25 protein-coding genes and 1 tRNA gene are annotated in these 22,777 nt (G+C 71.8%); 11 read left to right on the top strand and 15 right to left on the bottom strand.

Going from position 1 to position 22,777, the window contains the following annotated elements; all coding sequences use genetic code 11:
• Positions 1 to 118 precede the first annotated feature (118 nt).
• On the top strand, positions 119 to 301 hold the full coding sequence (locus RT054_RS03250) for a DUF5703 family protein (protein WP_312717961.1): 183 nt from the start codon (positions 119 to 121) through the stop codon (positions 299 to 301).
• Positions 302 to 412: 111 nt separating this feature from the next.
• On the opposite strand, the gene RT054_RS03245 is transcribed toward RT054_RS03250, so the two are convergent.
• Positions 413 to 497 (bottom strand) — tRNA-Leu (locus RT054_RS03245).
• Between the two features lie 133 nt (positions 498 to 630).
• Complete coding sequence (locus RT054_RS03240) at positions 631 to 894, bottom strand: DUF3263 domain-containing protein (RefSeq protein WP_312717962.1); 264 nt, start codon at positions 892 to 894, stop codon at positions 631 to 633.
• A 191-nt stretch (positions 895 to 1,085) separates the two neighbouring features.
• On the opposite strand from RT054_RS03240, the gene galE reads away from it, so the two are divergent.
• On the top strand, positions 1,086 to 2,039 hold the full coding sequence (galE, locus tag RT054_RS03235; RefSeq protein WP_312717963.1) for a UDP-glucose 4-epimerase GalE: 954 nt from the start codon (positions 1,086 to 1,088) through the stop codon (positions 2,037 to 2,039).
• Between the two features lie 155 nt (positions 2,040 to 2,194).
• Here galE and RT054_RS03230 read toward each other — a convergent pair whose 3' ends face one another.
• The 3 genes from RT054_RS03230 to RT054_RS03220 all read right to left on the bottom strand — a co-directional run bounded on the left by RT054_RS03230 (position 2,195) and on the right by RT054_RS03220 (position 6,359).
• A complete protein-coding gene (locus RT054_RS03230) occupies positions 2,195 to 3,028 on the bottom strand; it encodes a PRC and DUF2382 domain-containing protein (protein WP_312717964.1) in 834 nt (277 codons plus the stop codon).
• Positions 3,029 to 3,315: 287 nt separating this feature from the next.
• Positions 3,316 to 5,502 (bottom strand): DEAD/DEAH box helicase, encoded by a 2,187-nt coding sequence (locus RT054_RS03225; protein WP_313022139.1) that lies wholly within the window; start codon positions 5,500 to 5,502, stop codon positions 3,316 to 3,318.
• A gap of 59 nt (positions 5,503 to 5,561) precedes the next feature.
• A complete protein-coding gene (locus RT054_RS03220) occupies positions 5,562 to 6,359 on the bottom strand; it encodes a lysophospholipid acyltransferase family protein (RefSeq protein ID WP_312717967.1) in 798 nt (265 codons plus the stop codon).
• Positions 6,360 to 6,524: 165 nt separating this feature from the next.
• On the opposite strand from RT054_RS03220, the gene RT054_RS03215 reads away from it, so the two are divergent.
• From RT054_RS03215 to RT054_RS03205, 3 genes are read left to right on the top strand one after another with little or no spacing between them, the layout of a single operon-like run.
• A complete protein-coding gene (locus RT054_RS03215; RefSeq protein ID WP_313022138.1) occupies positions 6,525 to 7,313 on the top strand; it encodes a HipA family kinase in 789 nt (262 codons plus the stop codon).
• Positions 7,310 to 7,738: a DUF3037 domain-containing protein gene (locus RT054_RS03210; protein WP_313022137.1), complete on the top strand. Its 429-nt coding sequence runs from the start codon at positions 7,310 to 7,312 to the stop codon at positions 7,736 to 7,738. Before RT054_RS03215 ends, RT054_RS03210 begins: the two co-directional genes overlap by 4 nt.
• A gap of 10 nt (positions 7,739 to 7,748) precedes the next feature.
• Positions 7,749 to 8,282: a YbhB/YbcL family Raf kinase inhibitor-like protein gene (locus RT054_RS03205; protein WP_312717972.1), complete on the top strand. Its 534-nt coding sequence runs from the start codon at positions 7,749 to 7,751 to the stop codon at positions 8,280 to 8,282.
• On the opposite strand, the gene RT054_RS03200 is transcribed toward RT054_RS03205, so the two are convergent.
• The 5 genes from RT054_RS03200 to RT054_RS03180 all read right to left on the bottom strand — a co-directional run bounded on the left by RT054_RS03200 (position 8,267) and on the right by RT054_RS03180 (position 12,819).
• The gene (locus RT054_RS03200) at positions 8,267 to 9,100 is read right to left on the bottom strand and encodes an RNA methyltransferase (RefSeq protein ID WP_313022136.1); all 834 of its coding nucleotides are present in this window, start codon (positions 9,098 to 9,100) and stop codon (positions 8,267 to 8,269) included. The genes RT054_RS03205 and RT054_RS03200 overlap by 16 nt on opposite strands.
• 70 nt (positions 9,101 to 9,170) lie before the next feature.
• A complete protein-coding gene (locus RT054_RS03195; protein WP_313022135.1) occupies positions 9,171 to 9,935 on the bottom strand; it encodes a sulfite exporter TauE/SafE family protein in 765 nt (254 codons plus the stop codon).
• 42 nt (positions 9,936 to 9,977) lie between these two features.
• A complete protein-coding gene (locus tag RT054_RS03190; RefSeq protein ID WP_313022134.1) occupies positions 9,978 to 11,243 on the bottom strand; it encodes an SPFH domain-containing protein in 1,266 nt (421 codons plus the stop codon).
• Between the two features lie 41 nt (positions 11,244 to 11,284).
• Positions 11,285 to 11,809, bottom strand: coding sequence for an NfeD family protein (locus RT054_RS03185; RefSeq protein ID WP_313022133.1), 525 nt, complete (start codon positions 11,807 to 11,809; stop codon positions 11,285 to 11,287).
• A 221-nt stretch (positions 11,810 to 12,030) separates the two neighbouring features.
• Positions 12,031 to 12,819, bottom strand: a complete 789-nt coding sequence (locus tag RT054_RS03180) for an ABC transporter ATP-binding protein (protein WP_313022132.1) — start codon at positions 12,817 to 12,819, stop codon at positions 12,031 to 12,033.
• 88 nt (positions 12,820 to 12,907) lie between these two features.
• On the opposite strand from RT054_RS03180, the gene RT054_RS03175 reads away from it, so the two are divergent.
• Positions 12,908 to 13,660: a hypothetical protein gene (locus tag RT054_RS03175; protein WP_313022131.1), complete on the top strand. Its 753-nt coding sequence runs from the start codon at positions 12,908 to 12,910 to the stop codon at positions 13,658 to 13,660.
• Positions 13,661 to 13,699: 39 nt separating this feature from the next.
• Here the strand turns inward: RT054_RS03175 and glgA are convergent, their stop codons facing one another.
• Positions 13,700 to 14,905 (bottom strand): glycogen synthase, encoded by a 1,206-nt coding sequence (gene glgA / locus RT054_RS03170; RefSeq protein ID WP_313022130.1) that lies wholly within the window; start codon positions 14,903 to 14,905, stop codon positions 13,700 to 13,702.
• Positions 14,906 to 15,046: 141 nt separating this feature from the next.
• Between glgA and glgC the strand changes: the two genes are divergently transcribed.
• Positions 15,047 to 16,303 (top strand): glucose-1-phosphate adenylyltransferase, encoded by a 1,257-nt coding sequence (gene glgC, locus RT054_RS03165; protein WP_313022129.1) that lies wholly within the window; start codon positions 15,047 to 15,049, stop codon positions 16,301 to 16,303.
• A gap of 42 nt (positions 16,304 to 16,345) precedes the next feature.
• Complete coding sequence (gene serB, locus RT054_RS03160) at positions 16,346 to 17,089, top strand: phosphoserine phosphatase SerB (RefSeq protein WP_313022128.1); 744 nt, start codon at positions 16,346 to 16,348, stop codon at positions 17,087 to 17,089.
• A 23-nt stretch (positions 17,090 to 17,112) separates the two neighbouring features.
• Here the strand turns inward: serB and RT054_RS03155 are convergent, their stop codons facing one another.
• The 3 genes from RT054_RS03155 to fabG all read right to left on the bottom strand — a co-directional run bounded on the left by RT054_RS03155 (position 17,113) and on the right by fabG (position 19,466).
• Positions 17,113 to 17,805: a GNAT family protein gene (locus tag RT054_RS03155; RefSeq protein WP_313022127.1), complete on the bottom strand. Its 693-nt coding sequence runs from the start codon at positions 17,803 to 17,805 to the stop codon at positions 17,113 to 17,115.
• Between the two features lie 126 nt (positions 17,806 to 17,931).
• Complete coding sequence (fabI, locus tag RT054_RS03150; protein ID WP_313022126.1) at positions 17,932 to 18,690, bottom strand: enoyl-ACP reductase FabI; 759 nt, start codon at positions 18,688 to 18,690, stop codon at positions 17,932 to 17,934.
• A 56-nt stretch (positions 18,691 to 18,746) separates the two neighbouring features.
• Positions 18,747 to 19,466, bottom strand: coding sequence for a 3-oxoacyl-ACP reductase FabG (fabG, locus tag RT054_RS03145; RefSeq protein WP_312717993.1), 720 nt, complete (start codon positions 19,464 to 19,466; stop codon positions 18,747 to 18,749).
• A 160-nt stretch (positions 19,467 to 19,626) separates the two neighbouring features.
• On the opposite strand from fabG, the gene RT054_RS03140 reads away from it, so the two are divergent.
• Positions 19,627 to 20,043, top strand: coding sequence for a DUF3099 domain-containing protein (locus RT054_RS03140; RefSeq protein WP_312717994.1), 417 nt, complete (start codon positions 19,627 to 19,629; stop codon positions 20,041 to 20,043).
• 36 nt (positions 20,044 to 20,079) lie between these two features.
• Here the strand turns inward: RT054_RS03140 and moaA are convergent, their stop codons facing one another.
• Entirely contained in the window at positions 20,080 to 21,192 is a 1,113-nt protein-coding gene (gene moaA / locus RT054_RS03135; RefSeq protein WP_312717995.1) for a GTP 3',8-cyclase MoaA, read from the bottom strand.
• Positions 21,193 to 21,279: 87 nt separating this feature from the next.
• On the opposite strand from moaA, the gene RT054_RS03130 reads away from it, so the two are divergent.
• Together RT054_RS03130 and RT054_RS03125 are read left to right on the top strand one after the other, a co-directional pair.
• The gene (locus tag RT054_RS03130) at positions 21,280 to 22,083 is read left to right on the top strand and encodes an SURF1 family protein (RefSeq protein WP_313022125.1); all 804 of its coding nucleotides are present in this window, start codon (positions 21,280 to 21,282) and stop codon (positions 22,081 to 22,083) included.
• Complete coding sequence (locus RT054_RS03125) at positions 22,080 to 22,727, top strand: dihydrofolate reductase family protein (protein WP_313022124.1); 648 nt, start codon at positions 22,080 to 22,082, stop codon at positions 22,725 to 22,727. The genes RT054_RS03130 and RT054_RS03125 overlap by 4 nt, the downstream gene beginning before the upstream one ends.
• Positions 22,728 to 22,777: the final 50 nt, after the last annotated feature.

Here is a 22,777-nt window from a genome sequence, read left to right as displayed (position 1 = left end):
CGTCTGGCGAGGTAAGAGGGCGTGCGCCCATCGCTCGTGCGGGCCGCGGGCAGGCGGCCGACCCCGGCGGGTCGACGGGGGCGTCGGCGACGCCGCCACGGGTGCGACACTGGTGAGGATGTTCGAGTACGAGTACCGCGAGTTGACCTTCCACCCACGGGTCCCTCGCGCAGAGATGCGGGCCCTGCTCGTGGCCGAGGCCGAGCACGGCCGCTGGGAACTCGCGCGGGTGCGGGTCTACGTCGGCGGCAAGCGTCTCGTCTCGCTCCGACGCAAGATCATCCGGGTTCCTCGGGGGTGAACCGGCGTCTCCCGAGCACGCCTGCCGGACGGCACCGGGTGGTCGAGGACGCGCGAAGGCCCTCCTGAACCATGCGCATCTGCACGCGTTCAGGAGGGCCTTCGCCTCACGTGTCCGGAGGGGGACTTGAACCCCCACGCCCGATAAAGGGCACTAGCACCTCAAGCTAGCGCGTCTGCCATTCCGCCACCCGGACGGGGTGTGTGCCGGGGGCCTTTCGGCGCCGCGACCTCCGGAACACTAGCACGGCCCCGTCCCCGACGCGAAAACGATGCGAGCCGTCGTCGACGGGTCCGACGGGGTGCGAGGGACGGCGGCGCTCAGGTGCGTCAGGAGGCGCCCCTGGCGTCGCGGTGCATGTCACGGATGTGCCGAAGGCCGGCCATCGTCGAGGGGTCGAGCGCATGTGCCGAGGGGTCGTCGATGAGACTGTTGAGCACGAGGGTGTAGGAGCGCGCATCCATCCCGAGCCGCTGGCTGGCCTCGTCCAGCTTCATCGGCAGGGCGGCCGGCCCAGGGCCCCAACGTCGCTCGATCTCGATGACCTGTCGATCGCGCTCGCTGAGGGCTGAGTTGCGGTACGGACGTCGCATCGTGCTCCCTTCACTTCGCGACCACTCATCGGCCGGCGCCGGACCCGTCTGAGGCCTCCCCCAGGTGGCCGCGGCACGCCGCCGGGATCAGGGCAGGTGGTCCGGCGACACCGTCGGAGACCGGCGACGCCCCTCACCTACAGTGGAACGGGCCCGGTTTCCAGGGCTGCCGACAGACGAGGAGGGGTCACATGAAACTGGTCGTCACGGGGGGTGCCGGCTACATCGGCTCGGTGGTCACGTCGCAGCTGCTCGAGGCCGGGCACGAGGTCGTCGTCGTCGACGATCTGTCCACGGGTCACGAGGACGCCGTCCCCGAGGGGGCGCGGCTCGAGGTGCGTCGAATCCATGACGCGCGCGACCTGCTGCTGCGTGGTGGCTTCGACGGGGTGCTCCACTTCGCCGCGAAGTCGCTCGTCGGCGAGTCGGTCGAGGACCCCCAGCTGTACTGGGAGAACAACGTCGTCGGCAGCTACGTCCTGTTCGACGCCGTGCGGGCTGCGGGCATCCCGCGGGTCGTGTTCTCCTCCACGGCCGCCGTGTACGGCGAGCCCGAGGTCAGCCCCATCACCGAGGACGTCACCCCCTCCCCCATCAACCCCTACGGCCATGCCAAGTTCGCCGTCGACATGCTTCTCACCGGGTACGCGAAGGCGTACGGCATGGGAGCGACCTCGCTGCGGTACTTCAACGTCGGCGGAGCCCGGGGCCGGTTCGGGGAACGGCACGCCGTGGAGACCCACCTCATCCCCAACGTCCTCAAGGTGCCTGCCGGGGAGCGTGAGACGGTGTCGATCTTCGGCGACGACTACGACACGCCCGACGGCACCGCGGTGCGCGACTACCTCCACGTCGTCGACCTGGGCCGGGCGCACCTGCTCGCGCTGGAGAGCTCCGAGCCGGGTCGCCACCGGGTGTTCAATCTCGGCAGCGGCTCGGGGTACTCGGTCAAGGAGGTCATCGACACCTGCCGTGAGGTCACCGGCCACCCCGTGCCCGCGGAGGTCAAGGCCCGCCGTGCCGGAGACCCGACGACGCTGGTCGCCTCGTCGCGACGCGCGGGTGAGGAGCTGGGGTGGCGGCCCGAACTCACGCTCCACGACATCGTCACCGACGCCTGGGCGTTCATGCAGGGCCCACGGTAGGCGGCCGCACGACGGCCCCTCCCCCACCATCGGTCGAGCGCGCCCCGATCCACGTCGACGACTCGGCCGACACGGGAACGCCCCCGGCTCCGCCAACGCGGTGCCGGGGGCGTGCATCTGCCCGTGGGGCTCTCCCCCTCGACGGGGGGCGGAGATCAGCGCCTGTCGTCGTCGCGACGGACGTCGCCGTCACGCTCGACCTCGACCTGCTCCTTGCGGACCTCGGCGGAGACCTGCTCGGTGTCGCGCACGGTCTCCTTGTCGAGACCGATGCGCTCCTTGGCGACGGTCTCCTTCTCGACGACCGGGCGCTCCTCGTGGAGGGTCACGGAGACCTCCTCGTCCTCGCCGATGCGGCCACCGGTCTCGCCCTCGGCGACGGGCTCGCGGGTGACGTGGACCTCCTGACGCTCGACGGGGACGGCCACCGTCTCGGTCTCGGTGACGACGTGCTTGCGCAGGCGGACACGGCCGGTTTCGACGCGCTCGGTGCCCACGTTGAGCTGCTCCTCGCGGCGGACCACGGAGCCGTCGTCGGCCGTGCGGTCGACACCCTCGCGGGTGTCGGCGTGGGCGTGGCGCTCGTCGACATCGCGGTCGACCCCACCGGCGACACCCTGAGCCGAGCGGTCGCGGTCGACGTCGTGGTCGACGGCGGTGCGGCCCTGCTCGAGGTTGTAGTACCGGTAGAGCTCGTCCTCCTCGGACTCCGAGATGTGGTGGTCCGCGTCCATGTTCGGCGCGTCCTTGATGAAGTCCTTGGTGTAGGGCACGCGGATGCTGTCGCCGTCCTGCGAGGCCTGGTCGAGCGGCACGAAGGTCTCCTTGGTGCCGAACAGGCCCGTCTTCACGGTGACCCAGGTGGGGCGCTGGGACTGGTCGTCGAGGTAGATCTGGCCGACGGAGCCCACCTTGTCGCCGTTCTGGTCAACGACCTCGGCGTTCTGCATGCGGGCGATGTCGTCCTGCGTCAGGTTCTGGCCGAACATAGAGTTCTTCCTCTCGTCGTGGAGGTGGCAAGAGATGTGGTCTCTTCGCGCCACCGCGGAGCATCTCCTCGGCGCCATCGGTGTCGAAGGGGCAGCCCCCTCGAAGAACCTCGCGGCTCGTGCCGAGCGTTGTACGTCACATACCTTGCCCACGGACGTCGGTCGCCAAACCACCCTCGGGGAGAAAAATCACCGCGTCTCGAATCCTCCTCACTCCCAACGCCGCACGGCACGCGGGCCGCCTTCGACCAGCGCGGTCGGCGTGACCCGGCGTCCCACCACGGCCATCACGGGCGCCGGTGGACGAGGAGAGGCAGCACCCCGGCGGCGCCGCGGGCCCGGAGCAGGGCGGCCGCGACCGTGGGGGCCCAGGTCGTCGACGAGGCGTCCACGACGAGCAGGACCCACCGCCCGGCGAGCCGCTCGGCCTCGGACTCGGGCAGAACGAGGCGTGCGGCCCACGCGGCGGCCTCGACCGCCCCCGCCGAATCCGTGCCGGCCTCCTCCCTCCCATCGGTGTCGGCGTTCTCCACCAGCAGGCGTGCGCGGTCGAGTCGGCCGACCGTCGCGAGGTGGTGGGCGATCGCCTCGGTGGCCCGGGGGTGCCCCTCGGCGTCGAGGGCGACGACGACCTCGGGACGGGAGGCCCAGGAACCCCGCCAGTCGGCGAGCACCCTCACGGCGTGGTCCAGCAGCTCGGCGTCGACCTCGTCCTCGGCGAACCGGGCGAGGTGTCCACGCCATTCCGGGGCGTCGGCGAGGATGAGCACCCGGCCGGGCTCCGCCGCCTCACCCGCCGCGATGCGCCCGCGACGGGGATGCGGGTCGCCGGGCCACATCTTGCGTGGTTCGAGCACGTGATGGCGCGTGCGCAGGCCGTCGCCGACGTGGGTCACGAGGTCGGCGTCGGGCCGCTCGGTCAGCCCGTCGGGAAGGTGCCCGAGACAGACCGAGCAGCGCCCGCAGGGCCTGGCGTTCGGGTCGTCGAGCGAGCGCTGGAGCAGGGCCATGAGGCAGTCGCGCCCGGCGATGTAGTCGCGCATGATGTCCGCCTCCCGGCGGCGTTGGGCGAGGATCCCCTCGTAGTGGGCCGCGTCGTAGCTCCAGGGCACGTCGGTGGCGACCCAGCCACCCTCGACCCGGTCGACGCAGCCGTCGACGGCGAGCTGCTTGATGAGCAGTTCCACCCGGCCGCGGCGCACCCCGGTGCGTGACTCGAGGGCCACGACCGACACCGGCTCGGGCGCACAGGCGCGGAGCTCGGCCAGGATGGCGTCCACCTGGGCGGGGTCGGGCAGCGTGGAGGTCGCGAAGTGGTCCCACACCGCCTCGTCGCCGCGGGAGGGCAGCAGCACGACGAGGGCGTGGTCGATGCCCCGGCCGGCGCGCCCGACCTGCTGGTAGTACGACACCGGCGAGGGAGGCGCGCCCACGTGGACGACGAACCCGAGGTCGGGCTTGTCGAAGCCCATGCCGAGCGCGGACGTGGCGACGAGGGCCTTGACCCGGTTCTCACGCAGGTCCTGCTCGAGGCGCGCGCGGTCCTCGGCGGGCAGGCGGCCCGTGTAGGCGGCGACCGGAGTGCCCGGCCCGAGCTCGGCGGCGATGGCTCCGGCGAGACGTTCGGCGTCGGCGACCGTGAGGGCGTAGACGATGCCCGACCCCGGCAGGCGTCGGAGGTGCTCGATCACCCAGGCGTAGCGCGGCAACGGCTCGAGGTGGGGCACGACCGCGAGCTGCAGGCTCGACCGGGCGAGAGGCCCACGCAGCACGAGCGTCGCGGGACCCAGCTGGGCCGCGATGTCGGCGGTGACGCGGGCGTTGGCGGTGGCCGTCGTGGCGAGGACGGGGCATTCGGTGTCGAGATCGCGCCACGTGTCGGCGACCCGGCGGTAGTCGGGCCGGAAGTCGTGGCCCCAGTCCGAGATCGAATGCGCCTCGTCGACGACGAGCAGGCCGAGGCGCCCCCGCAGGCCCGCGAGCACGCGTCGCCCGAACCCCGGGTTGGCGAGCCGCTCGGGCGAGACGAGCAGGACGTCGACCTCGCCCGCGGAGAGCCGGGCCTCGATGACGCTCCACTCGTCGACGTTGCCCGAGTGGAGGGTCTCGGCGACGAGCCCGGCCCGCCCCGCGGCGGCGACCTGGTCACCCATGAGCGAGAGCAACGGAGAGACGACGAGGGTCGGCCCGGCCCCCGCCGCCCGCCGGATGGCCGTCGCGGCCCAGTACACGGCCGACTTCCCCCACCCGGTCGCCTGGACGACGAGCGCCCGGGCACCCGGCCGGGAGAGGGCGGCGACCGCGCTCTCCTGGTCCTCCCGCAGCCGGGATTCGGGACCGGCGAGCGCGGTGATGACCCGGTCGGCGAGGCGCCGCTGCTCGGGATCGAGAGTCGGCCTCTGGTCCTCCCGCACCGACGACGTCGGTGGCGACGTCGAGGTCGGTGGCGCTGCGGTCGTCTCCGGTGCGTTCATGTCACGACCCTAGGAGGTCGGCCCGACAGCCCTTCCACCTGCGGAGACGTCAGAAAGGCTCACGGTTGGGCCGCGACCTCCGCCGGGTCCCCGCCGTCGGCGCCGCGGGAGAGCTTCTTCTCCCGACGCAGCCGGGCCTCCTCGCGGTCCAGGGCCGTGGCCTCGTCCAACGTCGGCGCGGTGCCGCCGAGGCGCACCGGCATCCGCTCGCGCTCCTCGAACGGCACCGTGGGGTAGACCTCCTGGGCCGCGCGCAGCATCGCCGCCATCGTGTCGTGGAGCTCGGCGAGGACCTGCTCGGCGTCGGCGTCACGGGGGACGTCGATCGGGGTGCCGACGTCCAGCGAGATCGGGGTGTTCGTGCGGCCGAGACGCTTGGGGCGGCCCTTGGTCCACACGCGCTGACTCCCCCAGAGCACGATCGGGATCATCGGCACCCGCGCCGCCTGCGCCATGCGCACGGCTCCGGACTTGAACTCCTTGAGCTCGAACGATCGCGAGATCGTCGCCTCGGGGAACACCCCGACGAGCTCCCCGTCCTTGAGGGCCTTGAGCGCGAGGCGGAAAGAGGCGGAGCCGTTCTCCCTGTCGACGGGGATGTGCTTCATGCCGCGCATGAGCGGACCGGCGATCGGGTGATCGAAGATCGTGTCCTTGCACATGAACCGGATGAGCCGATCCGAGGGCTGCGCCGCGAGACCCGCGTACGTGAAGTCGAGGTAGGAGAGGTGGTTGATGACGATCACCGCGCCGCCCTTGCGCGGGATGTTCTCGTGCCCGGTGACGCGGAACCGCAACCCCTCGAGGGCGAAGAGGGTACGGGCGAGGCCGATGACGGGGGTGTAGACCGGTTCCATGGGCACACGGTAACCAGGTCGCGCGCCGCTGTCCCGCGTCTGCGTCACGACGGGTGCGCGACGATGCGTCCGCCCGCTCACCTGCCCCTCCAGCGTGCCCCGACCCGCCACGGCGGTCGTCACGGTCGTGTTCCGCACGATCTAGGCTGACGGGGTGAGGACGACGTGACGCCCGACGGGCTCGTGAAGGTGCAGGCCACCCGTTTCGTCCTGCCGCTGCGCGAGGGCGGGTCGATGCCCGGGCTCATGGAGGCCGACGACGACGGCATGTACGTCGTCAAGTTCCGCGGCGCCGGGCAGGGGCTGAAGGTCCTCGTCGCCGAGGTGATCGTCGGGCTGATCGGCCGAGCGATCGGCGTGGACGTGCCCGATCTCGTCGAGATCGAGGTTCCGGCCGCGATCGCGAGGTACGAGGCCGACGAGGAGGTCCAGGACCTGCTCGACGCCTCCCTCGGCGCCAACCTCGGCCTCGACTTCCTCCCGGGAGCGTTCGGGTACGACGGCTCCCGGGAACCCTCGCCCGAGACGGCGCAGGCGATCGTCTGGCTCGATGCCTTCACCGCGAACGTCGACCGCACCTGGGCCAACCCCAACCTCCTGTGGTGGCACGACCGGCTCGTCGCCATCGACCACGGCGCCGCGCTGTACTTCCATCACTCCTGGCCATCGCGGGCCCCGTCCCCACAGCGGTTCGCCGCGCAACGGTTCGACGTCGGCACGCACGTGCTCGCCGGGGTCGCCGGCGACCCGGCCGCCGTCGCCGCCAGGCACACGGAGTTCGCCGGGGCGCTCACGCCCGCGGTCCTGGGGGACATCGTCGACGCCGTGCCGGCGGGATGGCTCGAGCCCACGGAGCAACTGCCCGACGCGAGCGCGGTGCGCCGGGCCTACGTCGAGGTCTTGACCGCCCGCCTTCACGCCCCGGCTGCCTGGCTCCCGGGAGGTGCGGCATGAGCGTTCTCCCCTATCAGTACGTCACCCTGCGTTGCGTCCCCCGCGTCGAGCGGGAGGAGTTCGTCAACGTCGGTGTGGTCCTGTTCTGTCAGGCGGCCGAGCTGCTGCTGAGCGGACACGACCTTCACGCCTACCGGCTGCGCGCGCTCGACCCCGGGCTCGACCTCGAGGCTCTTCGGGCCGCGTTGGCCCAGGTGGACGCGGTCTGCCGCGGCGAGGCGTGCCGGCCCGATCTCACCCGGCAGGGCGCCCGGTTCGGCTGGCTCGCCGCCCCACGCAGCACGGTGCTCCAACCCGGGCCCCGGCACGGCGGCCTCACCGAGGACCCGGAGGCCGAGCTCGATCGGCTGGTCGCGCGGCTCGTCTCCCCACCCACCTCACAGGAGCCCCGCCCCACCGCCCTCGACGGACGCTCACGCGGCTAGGGTCGAGGGCATGAACCTCGACCGACCCCCGGCCCCGAACCCCTACGACCTGCTCCCCGGCGTCCCGACGTTCACCCTCGAGAGCCCCGACTTCGCCGACGGGGACACCCTGCCCGCCGCGCACACCTACGGAGGGGACAACGCCTCGCCCGCCCTGCGCTGGTCCGGCGCGCCCGAGGGCACGAAGAGCTACGCCGTCTCGTGCTTCGACCCGGATGCCCCCACCCCCTCGGGCTTCTGGCACTGGTTCGTCGTCGGCGTCCCCGCCGACGTCACCGAGCTGCCCACGGGCGCGGGGCTCATCGGCGGCGGCAGCCTGCCCGACGGGTCGGTGCAGCTCCACAACGACTACGGCACCGACGACTTCGGTGGCGCCGCCCCGCCGCCCGGAGACCGCGCCCACCGCTACATCTTCGCCGTCCACGCCCTCGACGTCGCCGACCTGTCGATCGACACCCAGACCTCCCCGGCCAAGGCGTCGTTCATCATGCTCGAGCACGTCATCGGGCGCGCCCTGCTCACCGGTACCTATGCGCTGAGCTGATCCCCGACGCGCAGGGCCCACATGGCGACGGCGGAGGCGGCGGCCACGTTGAGGGAGTCGACCCCGCCCGCCATCGGGATCCGCACGACGAGGTCGGAGGCCGCGACCGTGCGGTGACCGAGGCCGTCGCCCTCCGCCCCCAGGACGAGCGCGAGCCGGTCGGGCGGATCGGCGGCGAGGTCGTCGAGCGAGACCGAGTCGTCCTCGAGCGCGAACGCGGCCACGGTGAACCCCGCTCGACGCAGGGTGTCGACGTCCGCGGGCCAGGTGCCCGTGCGCGCCCACGGGACCTGGAACACCGTGCCCATCGACACCCGGATGCTGCGTCGGTACAACGGGTCGGCACATCGCGGCGTGACGAGGACGCCGTCGACGCCGAGAGCGGCGGCGGAGCGGAAGACGGCCCCGACGTTGGTGTGGTCGACGATGTCCTCGAGCACGATGACCCGTCGTGCGCCGCCCAGGACGTCCTCGAGCGTCGGCAGATCGGGGCGCTGCATCGAGGCGAGGGCGCCGCGGTGGAGGTGGAAACCGGTCATCTCGCGGATGACGTCCTCCCCGGCGACGTAGACGGGCACGCGCGTCGCAGTGGCCTGTTCCACGAGGTCGGCTAGGTCGTCCAGCCACTTGCGCGACATGAGGAAGGCGCGCGGTGAGTGTCCCGCGGCAAGGGCTCGGCGGATGACCTTCTCGCTCTCGGCGAGGTAGAGGCCGCGCTCCGGTTCGAGACGACGACGTAGGCGCACGTCGGTGAGGTGGAGGAAGTCGGCGACCCGCTCGTCACGCGGATCCTCGATCTCGATCGGCCCTACGCTCATGCCCCGCTCCCTCTCCTCTTCTCCGCTTCCCGACGTCCACCGCCGCCCGCCTCCGCCCGCGAGACCGTCGTCATGCGATCATCCGGACGATCGCGACGACACCGATCACGACGATGACGCCGCGGAGCAGCGGCGGGGGTAGACGGCGGCCGATCCGCGCCCCGAGGACCCCGCCGATCAACGCGCCGACACCGAGGGCGAGGGCCGCCCCCCACGCGATGTCCGGGCCGGCGACGACGACGAACACGAGCGCCGACGTCGCGTTGACGACGAGCCCCAGCACGTTCTTGATCCCGTTGATCGTCTGCAGCGAGGCAGGCAGCATCGCGCCCATGATGCCGACGAGGATGACACCCTGCGCAGCCCCGAAGTAGCCGCCGTACACGCCCGCGAGCCCGACGAGCAGCGGCAGGGCCACGCCGTGGGAACGCGGGGTGCGTCCTGCCGCCCGTCGACGGGCCGCCCGCTCCTTGAGGCGTGGGCCGAGAAGGACGAGGACGACCCCGACAGCGATGAGCACCGGGACGACGACTTCGAAGACCGCCGCCGGGAGCACGAGCAGCAGCAGCCCCCCGGCCAGTCCTCCGGCGAGCGAGGCCGGCACGAGGGTCCGCAGCGTGCGCCCCTCCCCCGCGAGCTCGCGACGGTAGCCGTGAACCCCGCTCACTCCCCCGGCGACCAGCCCCACGGTGTTGCTCATGTTGGCGACGACCGGCGGATACCCGAAGAACAGGAGGGTGGGGAAGGTGACGAGCGATCCGGCGCCGACGATCGTGTTGATCGTCCCGGCGGCGACGCCCGCGAGGACGATCATGACCACCTCGAACACCGACACCCCGCCACCCTAAGGGTGGCGGGGTGTCGGTGAGCGAACGGGTCAGCGCTGCTCGTCGTCCTGCGGGTGCGGAGGCGGCGGTGCGGAGGAGGCGCCACCGGGTGCGTCCGCGGGCGCTGGCGCCGGCATCCCGGCGGCCTCGGGCCGCGCGTCGGGCATGGCCCCGGGAACCCCGAGACCCCCCAGGTCCATCCCCGGGGCGGCGGCGCCGAGCTGCGGGGTGTCGGGACGGGACTCGAGTCCGGCCGTGGAGGGACGCGGGCGGCGACCCTGGATGTGGGCGGACGTGCCCTCGGCCTCGGCCGACGTGCTCGCGGCCTCGTCACGGGCCTCCTTGAGTGCCTCGTGCGGGTCCTGCAGCGCGATGTCCTCGAAGGCGTCGTCGTCCTCGCCCCACTCGACCTCGACGTCGGCGTCGTCGCTGCCGGGGAAGGTGATGCCGCTGCTGCCGAAGGCGTTGCCGAAGCCCTTCATCGCCTCGGTGAACTCGCTGGGCACGATCCACATCTTGTTCGAGTCGCCACGGGCGAGCTGCGGGAGGATCTGGAGGTACTGGTAGGCGAGGAGGGACTGGTTGGGCTTGCCCTTGTGGATCGCCTCGAAGACCTGCTTGATGGCGCGGGCCTGACCCTGCGCCTCGAGGATGCGGGCCTGCGCCGACCCCTCGGCGCGCAGGATCTGGCTCTGCTTCTCACCCTCGGCCGTGAGGATCTGGCTCTGCTTGACACCCTCGGCCGTGAGGATCGCGGCGCGGCGGTCACGCTCGGCGCGCATCTGCTTCTCCATCGAGTCCTGCACGCTGTGCGGCGGGTCGATGGCCTTGAGCTCCACGCGGGAGACACGGATGCCCCAACGGCCGGTGGCGTCGTCGAGGACGCCACGGAGCTGGCCGTTGATCTGGTCACGGCTCGTGAGCGTGGCCTCGAGGTCCATCGAACCGATGACGTTGCGCAGCGTCGTGACGGTGAGCTGCTCGATGCCCTGGATGAAGTTCGCGATGCCGTACACCGCGGCCTTGCTGTCGGTGACCGCGTAGTAGATGACCGTGTCGATGTTGACGACGAGGTTGTCGCTCGTGATCACGGGCTGCGGCGGGAACGACACGACCTGCTCACGAAGATCGATGTTCGCGCGCACCTTGTCGACGAACGGCACGATGACGTGGAAACCGGCGTCGAGAGTGCGTGAGTATTTACCGAGTCGCTCGATGATGAGCGAGGTCTGCTGCGGGACGATGCGGACCGACCTGAAGACGACGGTCACGACGAGGATCAGCAGCAGCAGGAGCAGGATGGTCCCGATGGGCATGCGTTGTCACTCCCCTTGTGTGAGAACGGTGGATGGATCGGTCAGTGGTGCGGGCCGTCCGGCCCGGACGGCGGCGTGCCGTCCACACCGGGGACGACGTCCTGGACCGTCTCGGTGGGGGCGACGACGAGCGTGGCGCCCTCGACCCGGACGATCGTGACCGTGGTTCCCGCCTGGAGCGGGATGCCGGAGCCCTCGGAACGAGCGCTCCAGATCTCCCCGTCGAACCGCACCCGGCCGTCGTGCTCGTCGACCGTCTCGGTGACACGCGCGGTGCGGCCGGCGTAGGACTCGATGCCGAGCGCGGCGTCGGGGATGGAGTCGAGCATCCGACGCTTGAGCGCCGGTCGGACGGTGACGAGGAGGAGGAGCGCCGCCGCGGACGCCGCGACGACCTGGATCGCGATGGTGGTCGGGAGGAAGCCGACGACCATACCGACGACCGCCCCCCCGGCGAGCATGAGGAAGATGAAGTCGGCGGTGGCGGCCTCGATCGCGGTGAGGACGAGAGCGACCGCGAGCCACGCGGCCCACGGGTTCTCCTGCAGCCAGGTCATCCACTCCATCGCATCCAGCCTCCCCGTCGTGCCGGCATCGTGGAGCACCGGTCCATCCCCACCCTAGAGGACGAGCCGCGTCCCACCAGTCCGCTTTCCACCGCGCGGCCCGCGTTTCGTCGAGGTCGACGCCGGTGGGAGCCGGCGTGGGCGCCGTGGGGTCGACGGCCCCGGGCCGGTCGAGCGGGACGGGGCACGGGCGACGGCGTGGCCGAGCCGCGATGTCGGTGTCAGGAGGTGGCGGCGCGGGCGGTCCAGCGGCGCCCGTGCTGCTCGAGGACGAGCGGCAGTCCGAAGGTCGCCTCGAGGTTCTCCTTCGTGAGGGTGATCTCGAGCGGGCCGGCGGCGACGACGCCGCCGTCGCGCAGCAGGAGCACGTCGGTGAACCCCGGGGGGATCTCCTCGACGTGGTGGGTGACGAGCACGAGCGCCGGGGCCTCGATGTCGTCGGCGAGTTCGCCGAGCCGCGCGAGGAGGTCCTCGCGGCCGCCGAGGTCGAGGCCGGCGGCGGGCTCGTCGAGGAGCATGAGCTCGGGGTCGGTCATGAGCGCCCGCGCGATCTGCACGCGCTTGCGTTCGCCCTCGCTGAGGGTGCCGAACCGGCGGTCGGAGAGGTGGGAGACACCGAGTGCCTCGAGGAGCTCGCGCGCCCGGGCCATGTCCTGGCGGTCGTACTGCTCGCGCCAGCGTCCGACGACCCCGTAGGAGGCGGTGACGACGACGTCCGAGACCCGCTCGTCACCGGGGACGTGCTCGGCGAGGGAGGCGCTGGCGAGGCCGATGCGCGGGCGCAGCTCGAACACGTCGACCGCGCCCATGACCTCACCGAGGACCCCGGCGACGCCACGCGTGGGGTGCAGGCGTGCGGCGGCGATCTGCAGCAGGGTGCTCTTGCCGGCGCCGTTGGGGCCGAGGATCACCCACCGCTGGCCCTCCTCGACCTCCCAGTCGACCTCCGAGAGGATCTCCTTGCCCCCACGGGTCACGGTCACACCGGCGAACGCGAGCACGTCACTCATGGGGGTGACCCTATCGGCAGCGGCGAGGTGGATGCGCGTCGCCTCGGCGGACGCGGCCGAGGGGTCGGTGGCCCCCTACGCTGGGCGGGTGCCCGAGCTCCCCGCCTCCGTCCGCCTCGCGTTGTGGGCGACGCGGGCGCTCGTGCGCGGCGAGAGCGACCTCGACCGGGTCGTGCGGGCCGCGTCCCCCGACATCGCCGACGTCGATGCCGCCCCCGCGGTCGCGCGTCTCGACCTGTGGCAGCGCTTCGGGGAGCGCGTCGTCCTCGTGTCATTGCCCGCGCCGGGTGACCTCGTCGGTCTCCCCCGGGGAGGTGCCGAGTTCGTCGGCGCCGCACTCGACGCGGGGGAATGCGCGTGGTCGCCGCTGCTCGGTGGAGCCCTCGTGCCGGAGTTCGAGGAGTTCGGTCCCGCCGGGGACACCGGGACCCTGCTGCGGTGGACGGCCCACGAGGCCACGTCGCCGGTGTCGGCCGGGGACGACGACGCCGCCGATGCCGAACGCCTCCTGCGTTCCTCGACGCTCGAGGCCGTCCGCGCACTCGAGGATCTCGACGTGGCGCAGTGGGACTCCGGGCTGCGCAGCCTCGCCGACGAACGCCTCGCGAGCGGACGGTGGGGACTGCCCGACATCGACCCTCGGGCACGCCGTGTCATCACGCAGGCCGCCACGTTGACGTCGATCGCCGAGACGGCGCTCGACCACCTGCACGACGCCCCCACCCTCCTCGCCGGTGACCGGCGCGGGGCGATCCTGCGCGACATCGCGCGGGAGGCCCGCCACGCCCTCGTCACCGGGGCCAGGGCCGCCGCCCTCGACCTCGCCTCCCGCGCTCACTGAGCGCGGGAGAGAGCGCGCGGACGGTCGCGGCGACGGGACTCAGTGCCGGGCGAGGACCTTCTCGTAGACCTCCAGCGTGCGGTCACCGATCGCCGACCAGGAGAAGTGCTCGACCGCGCGCCGACGTCCGGCGAGACCACGCTCGCGCGCCCGCTCGGGGTCGGCGACGGCCTCGGTGAGGGCGGCGGCGAGGTCGGCCTCGAAGCGGGCCGGGTCGACCGGGGTGCCCGTGCCGTCGCCGACCTGCTCGATGTCGACGAGCCACCCCGTCTCGCCGTCGACGACCACCTCGGGGATCCCACCGGTCGCGGTCGCGACGACGGGGGCCTCGCACGCCATCGCCTCGAGGTTGACGATGCCGAGCGGTTCGTACACCGACGGACACGCGAAGACCGTCGCGTTGGACTCGATCGCGACGACCTGGTCGCGCGGCAGGTGCTCGGCGATCCACACCACGCCCTCGCGGGTGGTCCGCAACTCCGCGATGAGAGCCTCGACCTCCGCCTTGATCTCGGGAGTGTCGGGCGCGCCCGCGCAGAACACGACCTGCACCTCCGGGGGGAGGTCGGCCGCGGCGCGCAACAGGTGGGGCAGGCCCTTCTGCCGGGTGATGCGGCCGACGAAGACGATCGAGGGCCTGTCGGGGTCCATGCCGTGGCGGCGGCAGACGTCCTTGCCCGCGCCCGAATGGTCGGGCTGCCAGTCCGTGGAGTCGATGCCGTTGTGGACGACGGAGACCCGGTCGGGATCGATCGAGGGGTAGCACGTGAGGATGTCGGCGCGCATGCCGCGGCTCACGGCGATGATGCCTGCGGCCGACTCGTACGCCGTGCGCTCCACCCAGGAGGACACCCGGTAGCCGCCGCCGAGCTGCTCGGCCTTCCAGGGACGCAGCGGCTCGAGGGAGTGCGCCGAGATGACGTGCGGGACGCCCGCGAGGAGCGAGGCGACGTGCCCGGCCATGTTCGCGTACCACGTGTGGGAGTGGACGAGGTCGGTGCCGACGCAGTCGCCGGCCATCGCGAGGTCGACCCCGAGGGTCTGCAGGGCCGCGTTCGCGTCGGCGAGTTCGGCGATCTCGGGGTAGCCCGTCGTCCCGGCCTCGTCGCGGGGACCGCCGAAGCAGCGCACCTGGACGTCGATGTCACCACGGGCCCGCAGCGCCCGCGTCAGCTCGGCCACGTGGACCCCGGCACCGCCGTAGATCTGTGGGGGGTATTCCTTCGTGAGGATGTCTACGCGCACCGCTTCACCCTAGTCGGCAAACCCCGGCTGCGGGGGTGGACCGCGGCCCCCGACCGAGCGCGGGAGAGAGGTCCCCGGACCCGCCGAAGCAGGGCCCTTGTTCCCGTCCCTCGCGGGCGACCCCGCAGGTAGGTTGAGCGCATGAGGCGTCGGAAGCGCAGCAGCAATGTCCTGGCCATCGTTCTCGCCGGCGGAGAGGGAAAGAGGCTCATGCCCCTCACGGCCGACCGGGCCAAACCGGCGGTCCCCTTCGGCGGCATCTACCGTCTCATCGACTTCGCCCTGAGCAACGTCGTCAACTCCGGCTATCTCAAGGTCGTCGTCCTCACGCAGTACAAGTCCCACAGCCTCGACCGGCACATCAGTCGCACGTGGCGCATGTCCCACCTGCTCGGCAACTACGTCACCCCAATCCCGGCCCAGCAGCGCATGGGCAAGCAGTGGTACATGGGGAGCGCGGACGCCATCTACCAGAGCCTCAACACCCTCGACGACGAGCGCCCCGACTACGTCGTCGTCGTCGGCGCCGACCACGTCTACCGCATGGATTTCAGTCAGATGGTCCAGCAGCACATCGAGACCCAGGCGGGGATCACGGTGGCGGCCATCCGGCAGCCGATCTCCCTCGCCGACCAGTTCGGTGTCATCGAGGTCGACCCGGCCGACGAGCGCAAGATCGGTCGGTGGCGCGAGAAGCCGAAGGACGCCCAGGGGCTGCCCTCCTCCCCCAACGAGGTGCTCGCCTCGATGGGCAACTACGTCTTCGACGCCGACGTGCTGCGCGACATCGTCGTCGCGGACGCCGAGAACGAGGCCAGCGCCCACGACATGGGCGGCGACATCGTGCCGCACTTCGTCGACCGTGGCGAGGGATGGGTGTACGACTTCGCCTACAACGAGATCCCCGGGGTCACCGATCGCGACCGCGCGTACTGGCGCGACGTCGGCACGATCGACAGCTACTACGAGGCCAACATGGACCTCATCGCGATCCACCCGATCTTCAACCTCTACAACTACGAGTGGCCGATCTACACCTCCCAGGTCGGCAACCACCCGCCGGCCAAGTTCGTCCACAACGAGACCGGCCGCCTCGGGGAGGCGATCAACTCCGCCGTGGCCTCCGGGGCGGTCATCTCCGGGGCCCGGGTCGAAGGATCGGTCGTCTCGCCGCTCGTACGCGTGAACTCCTATGCACAGGTGCACGACTCCGTGCTCCTGGAGGCCGCCCGCATCGGTCGCAAGGCCGTCGTGGAGAAGGCGATCCTCGACAAGAACGTCGTCCTCGAGGACGGTGCCGAGGTCGGCGTCGACCACGCGCGCGACCTCGAACGGGGCTTCCACGTGAGTGACGACGGGGTCGTCGTCGTGCCCAAGAACACCATCGTCCGGGCGTGACGAACGCCGTGTCCACGGCGTGAACGGCGTCATCATCAGAGCGTGAACGAACCTCGCCGTCAGAACGTGAACGCCGACAGCTCGTCGGGCGCCCGTCCCGGCCACGTGCCGGACGGGCGTCTGCTCGTCGTCATGGACGTGGACTCGACGTTCATCCGTGAGGAGGTCATCGAACTCGTCGCGGCGCACGCCGGCGCGACGGCGCAGGCCGAGGTCGCGGCCGTCACCGAGGCCGCGATGCGCGGTGAGCTCGACTTCGGCGAGAGCCTCCGCGCGCGGTGCGCGACCCTCGCGGGCCTCGGACGGGACGTTCTCGCAGAGGTCGAGGCCTCGGTCACCGTCACCCCCGGGGCCGACGTGCTCGTGCGCACCCTGCACGACCAGGGACACGCGGTCGCGCTCGTCTCGGGTGGGTTCGTCGAGATCGTCGGACCCCTCGCCGCACGCTTCGGGATCACCCACGTGCGGGCCAACCGGTTCGCGATCCGCGACGGGCGGCTCACCGGCGAGGTCGACGGGGAGATCGTCGACCGGGCCGCCAAGGCGGCCGCCCTCCGGGAGTTCGCCGAGGTCGAGGGCATCGACCTCGCCCATACGATCGCGATCGGTGACGGCGCCAACGACCTCGACATGATGGCGCTCGCCGGGCTCGGGATCGCGTTCTGCGCCAAACCCGTCGCCCGGGAACAGGCGGACCTCGCGATCGACGTCCCCGACCTGGCCCTCGTGCTCCCGATCCTCGGCCTCTCCCCCGCCGCATCCGCCGGACGCGCCGAACCCGTCTGACGCGCCGCCAGGCGTGCGGTGGCTCAGGTGCGTCGTTCGGGGCGGTCGGTGAAGAGCTGGACCGTGCCGTAGGGCGTCATGCCCGCGCGTTCGAGGCACCTCCACGACGGCAGGTTCGCCGGCGCGACGCATGCGGCGATGAGCTCGTTCTCCGGCACCGAGTGCAACGCCGCCTGCACGAGCGCGGTGCCCTTGCCCTGACCACGATGCCGGGGATCGAGGGCGAAGGAGATCTCTCGCAAGCCACCGATGCCACGTGCGAGCACGACGACGTCCTCCACCGCCGGGTCGGCCGAGCCGAACACCTGGACCTCCGAGCGCACGCGCCTCGCGTGTTCGACGAGGGGGTGGCGGGCGAGATCGGAGCGCATCACGAGGTGGTCACCGGCGCTCGCCTCACCTCCGCCCGGGCCGAGCATGAGCAGGTCGAGGGTGTCGATCCAGCCGTTCTTGGCCAGCGCCGTGACGACCCGTGGGTCGTGCGCGCCGCCCCAGCCGTCGACGCCGAGCTCGGCGAGGTCGTTCTCGGTGTGATCGTAGGAGACCGCGAGGATCGCGTGCCCGGGGAAGGACAGGATGCCCTGGATGTGCGGGACCCAGGGCGTCACTCGCATCCATCCGCCGTCCATCGGCGGCCGGGTTCCCGTGACGAGTCCGCGGAGGAACCGGGCGAGCGGATGCCGCGCCGGGGTCCAGATCGGCGACTCGTTCGACATGCGTGCGGCCTCCACGTGTGCGCGGGATTCCTCCGGTGGGTCCGGACGGGCGCGAGAACGACGCCCTCCCGACCCCTATCGGCGAATACCGCTCATCAGGTGAGGATTTCGGAGACGGCCGGGCGCTCAACCACCGAACGCGTGGAAGCCACCGTCGACATGGACGATCTCGCCGGTCGTCGCGGGGAACCAGTCCGAGAGGAGCGCGACGCAGGCCTTGGCCGCGGGGGTGGGGTCGGAGATCTCCCATCCGAGCGGGGAGTGGTCGCCCCACTGGGCGAACTTCGAGAACGCCGGGATGCTCTTGGCGGCCGTCGTGCTGATCGGCCCCGCGGCCACGAGGTTGCTGCGGATGCCCCGGGGGCCCAGGTCGCGGGCGACATACCGACTCGTCGACTCGAACGCCGCCTTCGCCACGCCCATCCAGTCGTACCCCGACCACGCGACCGACGCGTCGAGGGTGAGACCGACGATCGTGCCGCCGGTCGACATGAGGGGCAGACACCCCTTGGCGAGGGCCTTGAGGGAGTAGGCCGAGATCTGGAGCGCCGGCGCGACGTCCTCCCAGCTCGCGCCCATGAAGTCGAAGGCCTCCTGCGGGGCGAACCCGATCGAGTGGAGCACCCCGTCGAGGTGGTCGGTGTGGGCCCGCACGCGGTCGGCGAGGGCGTCGATGTCCGCGGCGTTCGAGACGTCGAGCTCGACGACGGGCGCCTCGACCGGCAGCCGCTTGGCGATCTTCTCGGTGATCCGCGCGGCGCGCCCGAAGGAGGTGAGCACGACCGTGGCGCCCTCTTCCTGCGCGAGGCGCGCGACGTGGAACGCGATGGACGATTCGGTGAGCACACCGGTGACGAGGATGTTCTTTCCCTCGAGCAGGGCCATGGGGGTTCTTCTCCTGGGGGCTGGGCGGGTGAGGTGGGACGGGGGCACGGGCGGGGTCAGTGCCCCATGCCCAACCCGCCGTCGACGGGGATGACGGCGCCGGAGACGTAGCCGGCCGCGTCGGAGACGAGGAACCGCACGACGCCCGCGACCTCCTCCGGTTCGCCGAACCGGCCGGCGGGGATGATCCCGCGGTACGTGGCCTTGAGGTCGTCGGGCAGCTCCTGGGTCATCGCCGTGTCGATGTAGCCGGGCGCGACGACGTTGACCGTGATGCGCCGGGAGCCGAGCTCGCGCGTGAGGGACCGGGCCACGCCGACGAGACCCGCCTTGCTCGCCGCGTAGTTGACCTGCCCCGGCGAGCCGTAGAGGCCGACGACACTGGAGACGAGGACGATCCGCCCACCCTTGGCGCGCAGCAGGCTCTTGGTCGCGCGGCGGGCGCAGCGGATGGCCCCGACGAGGTTGGTGTCGAGGACGGCGTCGAGGTCGTCGTCGCTCATGCGCATGAGGAGCTGGTCTCGGGTGATGCCCGCGTTCGCGACGAGGCCACCCATCGGGGCGCCGACGATCTTCTCCGCCTCGGTGAACGCCGCGTCCACCGAGGCCGTGTCGGTGACGTCGAGGCGGACCGCATCGAGACCCTCGGGCGCCTCCTCCGACCGGCACCCGACGACGACCGGGTGACCCGCCTCGCGCAGTTCTCTCGCGACGGCCAGGCCGATGCCTCGGTTGCCTCCGGTGACGAGGACGGGACGGGGGGTCGGATCGGTCATCGGAGCGCTCCTGGCAGGGACGACGGCGGCGGGCGATCCCGAACCTAATGCACCACGGACTCCCTTGTCGCACATGCCCTCAGGTGACCCACGGGTAGCTTTTCGCTGGTCCCGAGCCCGCGCCGGTGACGCGATCGGAGACGGCGCGTAGAGTGGCGACATGGCGAGAGACCCCGACGAGCGGGTTCATTCGATCTCCAGCCTTCCCAGATCGCGGGCCGAGGATCAACGCCGACGCATGCGCGGATACACGATCTCCATGTCCATCCGCACGATCTGCTTCCTCATCGCAGGGCTCTTCGTCACGGTCGTCGACTGGCGCCCCGGCGCGTGGATCTTCATCGCCGCCGCCGTCGTCCTTCCCTACCCGGCCGTCGTGCTCGCGAACAACCGGGACATGCGCACCACGGTCGAGGAGCACGAGCCCGTCGTCCACCGCATGCTCACGGCCGAGGCCGGCACCCACGACTGGGACCGACCGGCACAGGAGGACCCCGAGTCCCCGGCACCGCAGCCCGTCCCCACGGTCGTCGTCGGCACGGCCAAGGACGCCGATCACGGAGCGACGCGGGTCTGACGCGGGTCGTCGCGCCGCCCGTGAGGGCTGTCGCGATCAACCGCCGATCGCGGACATCGGCCGCGCAGGCTGGGTGAAGTCGGGCTTGCCGATGCCGTGACCGGCGGCCTTGCGCCACATCTCGCCACGGATGAGGCGGACGAGGTCGCGGTCGCTCGCGCCCTCGCGCAGGGGTCCCCGCAGGTCGACCTCGCCCCGGGCGAACAGGCAGTTGCGAACCATGCCGTCGGCGGTGAGCCGCACCCGGTCGCAGGCCCCGCAGAACGGCGCGGTGACGCTGGCGATGACCCCGACGACGGCGGGGCCGCCGTCGACGAGGAACCGCTCGGCGGGCGCACTCCCCCGTTCCGGCACGGCGGTGAGCGTGAACCGCTTCTCGAGGCGCTCGCGGATCTCGTCCGCGGTCACCATCTGCGACCGCGCCCATCCGTGTTGGGCGTCGAGGGGCATCTGCTCGATGAAGCGGAGTTCGTACCCACGCACGAGGCACCACTGCAGGAGGTCGGCGACCCCGTCGTCGTTGATCCCCCGCATCGCGACCGCGTTGACCTTGACCGGGAGGAGACCGGCGTCGGCGGCGGCCGCGAGTCCGGCGACGACGTCGTCGAAGCGGTCACGGCGGGCGAGCTGCTCGAACGTCGCCCGGTCGGTCGTGTCGAGGGAGATGTTGACGCGGTCGAGGCCGGCCTCCGCGAGGTCGCCTGCGAGGCGCGCGAGACCGATCCCGTTGCTCGTCATCGCGATCCGTGGCCGCTCGGGCAGGGCGGCGATCCCGGCGACGAGGTCGACGAGGCCCTTGCGCAGCAGGGGCTCACCGCCGGTGAGGCGCACCTGCTCGATGCCGAGGTCGACGAACAGCCCGACGAGCCGGAGGAGTTCGTCGTCGGTGAGCATCTGGGGTCGCGCCATCCACGGCAGCCCCTCGGCCGGCATGCAGTAGGTGCAGCGCAGGTTGCAGTGGTCGGTGAGCGAGACCCGCAGGTCGCGGGCCACACGCCCGAAGGTGTCGACGAGCCCGTCACGGGAGACCGGGGGCGCGGTCCCGGGGCCGTCGACGGGGCGTCGCACGGGCCAGGGCAGGGACCCCGACGCACCGGGCACCGACCCCTGCTCCGGGGGACCTGGCACGCGCGGGGACTCCGTGGTCATGCCGCAACGATAGCGACGGCGTCTGTCGGAGCCCGTGAGGGGCGGGCGCCGGACGGCCGTGCCGGGGCCCCGAGTAACGTGACCCACGTGTGGCGGCTCCTCTTCACCCGGCGATGGCTGACGGCGCTGCTCGTCGCCGCGGTGTTCGCGACCGCGTGCGTGTTCCTCGGCCGCTGGCAGTGGGGACGCCACCTCGACAAGACTCACCGCAAGCACCAGATCGAGACCTACTACGCGGCGCCACCCTCGCCGCTGGACGACATCGTCCCGGCCGGGGCGGGGTCGCTGCCCGAGGACGGCCAGTGGCGTCACGTCTCGATGGAGGGCAGCTACCTGCCCGAGGGCCGGTTCATGGTCCGCAACCGGCCGCAGCGGGTGACCTACGGCTACGAGGTGCTCGACGTCCTGCGACTCTCCGGCGGCGAGGGCGTCGTCGTCGACCGCGGGTGGGTCCAGAACGCCGAGCGCGCCGACATCCTGCCCGAGGTCCCCCCGGCGCCGTCCGGCCCCGTCGAGGTGACCGGCTGGCTGCGTCCCGGTGAGGAGAGCCGCGGTCGCGATCTCCCGGCCGGACAGCTCGCCTCGATCGACCTCTCCGAGGTGTCCAGGGTGACCGGTCTGCGGCTGCGGCCGATCTACGTCGTCCTCGACGCCGAACGTACGGCCGACGGCGGCACTCCCCCGCGTCCGACCCCGCTCCTGCCGCCCTCCACGGACACCGGCCCCCACTTCGCCTACGCCCTGCAGTGGTGGGGGGCCGCGCCGGTCGGGTTCGCCATCGTCTTCGTCTACCTGCGCCGGGAGTACCGCGACTCCCTCGGCCCCGACGCGCCGAGCCCCGCTCCCCGGCGTCCGCGCAAGACCCGGATCTGGGATGAGGAGGACGGGTGAGCCCGAAGCGGCCCCAGCCCCGAGACCACGTCGATGACGTGAGTGAGGCCACCGATGACCTCGGCGGTGCGCGCGCCTGGACCGGACGTGTCTTCGTCGGGGTGAGCCTCGACGGCTACCTCGCCCGTCCCGACGACGACCTCGACTGGCTCACCGACCCGCCTCCCGGTCGGTCCCACGCGCGGGTGAGCAGTGACCGCCCCGCCCTCACCTGGGAGACGTTCTACCCCGACGTCGATCACGTCCTCATGGGCCGCCGGACCTACGACAAGGTCCTCACCTTCGGCGACTGGCCCTACCCCGACAAGTCCGTCGTCGTCGTGTCCCGCACCCGACGCGGGCTCGACGACCGCGTCACGTTCGTGACGTCCCTGCAGGAGGCGTCCGCGGTCCTGCGGTCCGGTGGCGCGGAGCAGGTCTACGTCGACGGCGGTGCCCTGATCCGCAGCTGCCTCGAGCGCGGTCTCATCGACGAGATCACCGTGAGCACGGCGCCGGTGCTCCTCGGTGAGGGGATCCCCCTCTTCGGCCGACTCGCGCGCGACGTCCTGCTCACCCTGACCGGCAGCCACGTCTCGGACAGCGGGATGGTGTGCGCGACCTATCGGGTGGCGGCCGCCTGCGCCCCTGACCTGCGTGACTGAGCCCTGATCCACCGTCCGGATTCTGTGCTTCGGCTCGGGGGTGAATTTTG

This window comes from Mobilicoccus sp. (assembly GCF_032060985.1).
Classification (GTDB): Bacteria; Actinomycetota; Actinomycetes; order Actinomycetales; family Dermatophilaceae; genus Mobilicoccus.
Note: the sequence above shows the minus strand (reverse complement) of the source record. Positions and strands in the feature narration are given on the sequence as shown.

Excerpts from the sequence above, each read along its gene's own strand:
- RT054_RS03220 (WP_312717967.1), bottom strand. The coding sequence starts at position 6,359 with ATGGAACCGGTCTACACCCCCGTCATCGGCCTCGCCCGTACCCTCTTC.
- RT054_RS03200 (WP_313022136.1), bottom strand. The coding sequence starts at position 9,100 with ATGAGCGTAGGGCCGATCGAGATCGAGGATCCGCGTGACGAGCGGGTC.
- fabG (WP_312717993.1), bottom strand. The coding sequence starts at position 19,466 with ATGACCGATCCGACCCCCCGTCCCGTCCTCGTCACCGGAGGCAACCGA.
- RT054_RS03140 (WP_312717994.1), top strand. The coding sequence starts at position 19,627 with ATGGCGAGAGACCCCGACGAGCGGGTTCATTCGATCTCCAGCCTTCCC.
- moaA (WP_312717995.1), bottom strand. The coding sequence starts at position 21,192 with ATGACCACGGAGTCCCCGCGCGTGCCAGGTCCCCCGGAGCAGGGGTCG.
- RT054_RS03190 (WP_313022134.1), bottom strand. The coding sequence starts at position 11,243 with ATGCCCATCGGGACCATCCTGCTCCTGCTGCTGCTGATCCTCGTCGTG.
- RT054_RS03250 (WP_312717961.1), top strand. The coding sequence starts at position 119 with ATGTTCGAGTACGAGTACCGCGAGTTGACCTTCCACCCACGGGTCCCT.
- RT054_RS03210 (WP_313022137.1), top strand. The coding sequence starts at position 7,310 with ATGAGCGTTCTCCCCTATCAGTACGTCACCCTGCGTTGCGTCCCCCGC.
- glgC (WP_313022129.1), top strand. The coding sequence starts at position 15,047 with ATGAGGCGTCGGAAGCGCAGCAGCAATGTCCTGGCCATCGTTCTCGCC.
- RT054_RS03225 (WP_313022139.1), bottom strand. The coding sequence starts at position 5,502 with ATGAACGCACCGGAGACGACCGCAGCGCCACCGACCTCGACGTCGCCA.
- galE (WP_312717963.1), top strand. The coding sequence starts at position 1,086 with ATGAAACTGGTCGTCACGGGGGGTGCCGGCTACATCGGCTCGGTGGTC.
- RT054_RS03155 (WP_313022127.1), bottom strand. The coding sequence starts at position 17,805 with ATGTCGAACGAGTCGCCGATCTGGACCCCGGCGCGGCATCCGCTCGCC.
- RT054_RS03180 (WP_313022132.1), bottom strand. The coding sequence starts at position 12,819 with ATGAGTGACGTGCTCGCGTTCGCCGGTGTGACCGTGACCCGTGGGGGC.
- RT054_RS03185 (WP_313022133.1), bottom strand. The coding sequence starts at position 11,809 with ATGGAGTGGATGACCTGGCTGCAGGAGAACCCGTGGGCCGCGTGGCTC.
- RT054_RS03230 (WP_312717964.1), bottom strand. The coding sequence starts at position 3,028 with ATGTTCGGCCAGAACCTGACGCAGGACGACATCGCCCGCATGCAGAAC.
- RT054_RS03240 (WP_312717962.1), bottom strand. The coding sequence starts at position 894 with ATGCGACGTCCGTACCGCAACTCAGCCCTCAGCGAGCGCGATCGACAG.
- fabI (WP_313022126.1), bottom strand. The coding sequence starts at position 18,690 with ATGGCCCTGCTCGAGGGAAAGAACATCCTCGTCACCGGTGTGCTCACC.
- RT054_RS03205 (WP_312717972.1), top strand. The coding sequence starts at position 7,749 with ATGAACCTCGACCGACCCCCGGCCCCGAACCCCTACGACCTGCTCCCC.